1 protein-coding gene and 1 pseudogene are annotated in these 1384 nt (G+C 69.7%); both read left to right on the top strand.

What is annotated here, in order from left to right; translation table 11 throughout:
- Nucleotides 1-298, top strand: a pseudogene (locus AB4Y84_RS21660) (Bcr/CflA family drug resistance efflux transporter); the annotation flags it as partial.
- Between the two features lie 141 nt (nucleotides 299-439).
- Nucleotides 440-1336 carry a siderophore-interacting protein gene (locus AB4Y84_RS21655; RefSeq protein WP_442244617.1) on the top strand — a complete coding sequence of 299 codons (897 nt, stop codon included), beginning with the start codon at nucleotides 440-442 and terminating at the stop codon, nucleotides 1334-1336.
- Nucleotides 1337-1384: the final 48 nt, after the last annotated feature.

Below are 1384 nucleotides of genomic sequence, written 5' to 3'. Positions count from 1 at the left end.
GCCGTGGGCGGTGATGCCGATCTTCCTTGGCGGCATGGGCATGGCGCTGATCTTCCCGATCCTGGCGCTGGCGGTGCTGGACATGTATCCGCTGCAGCGCGGCCTGGCGTCGTCGCTGCAGGCGTTCGTGCAGCTGATGATCAGCACCGTGGTGGCCGGCGTGGTATCGCCGCTGCTGCACAACAACCCGCTGCACCTGGCACTGGGACAGGCGGGCTTCTTCGCGGCCGGCTTCGTGTTCTGGTACTGGGAGCACCAGCGCGAGCGCGCATCAGAGGCAGCCGGCACGGCGCATTGAGCGTCGCGCAGGGGTAGGGCGCGTCATCACGCGCGGATCCGTTGCGGCGCTGCGGGCAGGGATTAGGCTGGGGTTTCCAGCGAGCCGGTTCGTGGGTGCACGACAGCCAGCCATTCCGATGTCGTCGCATGAGGTACCCGCATGGCTGCGCAGCAGACCTACCGCCTGTTCGAGGTGGCGCTGAAGGAGCGCCGCGTTCTTTCTCCTTCCCTGGACCGCATGGTGTTCACCGGCGCCGACGTGGCGCACATGAAGACCGAAGGCCCGGACCAGCGAATCAAGGTGTTTTTCCCCTTGCCCGGCCAGGACGCGCCGGACGTGCCCAGCGGTGAAGACTGGTATGCCCGTTACCGGGCACTGCCCGATGAGGCGCGGCCGCCGATGCGCACCTTTACCCTCCGCCAACTGCGTGCCGGCGAGTGCGAGGTCGACGTCGACTTCGTGCTGCATGGCGAGACCGGACCGGCCTCGCGCTGGGCCACGCATGCACGGCCGGGCGACCGCGTGGTGCTGCTGGCCCCCGATGCCGACTGTGCGGACAGCAGCGAGGGCTGGGAATGGAAGCCGCCAGCCGGGGTAGGCCAGGTGCTGCTGGTGGCCGATGAGACCGCATTGCCGGCGGTGGCCGGCATCCTCGAGGAACTGGCCGGGCTGACCGATCCGCCGCGCACGCTGGCCCTGCTGGAGATCGCCCAGGCCGGTGATGCGGTGCCGTTGAAGGCACCGGCCACGGCCGAACTGGTGTGGTTGCCACGCGGGCAGCAGGCCCATGGGCAGCGGTTGCTGCAGGCGGTGCAGGCGCGGCTGGCGGTGGCCGCGACCGTCGCCGAGGCTGCCGAGCTGGACGACATCGACGTTGATGCGCAGATCCTGTGGGAGCAGGCTGACGCCAGCGCGGACGGCGCGCTGTATGCCTGGGTAGCGGGCGAGGCCGGCGCGGTGATGGCGATCCGCCGGCATCTGCTGAAGGGCTGCGGCCTGGATCGCCGCGCGATCACCTTCATGGGGTACTGGCGGCAGGGGCGGGTGCTGGACTGAGCCGCTACCGCACCGGCGTGAACCGGCATGCAGGGGGTGTGGGTTATC

The sequence above is a fragment of the Stenotrophomonas sp. 2YAF22 genome (assembly GCF_052114665.1).
GTDB classification, from domain to species: Bacteria; Pseudomonadota; Gammaproteobacteria; order Xanthomonadales; family Xanthomonadaceae; genus Stenotrophomonas; species Stenotrophomonas indicatrix.
This window is presented reverse-complemented; position numbering and strand designations above follow the sequence as displayed.

Excerpts from the sequence above, each read along its gene's own strand:
- AB4Y84_RS21655 (WP_442244617.1), top strand. The coding sequence starts at position 440 with ATGGCTGCGCAGCAGACCTACCGCCTGTTCGAGGTGGCGCTGAAGGAG.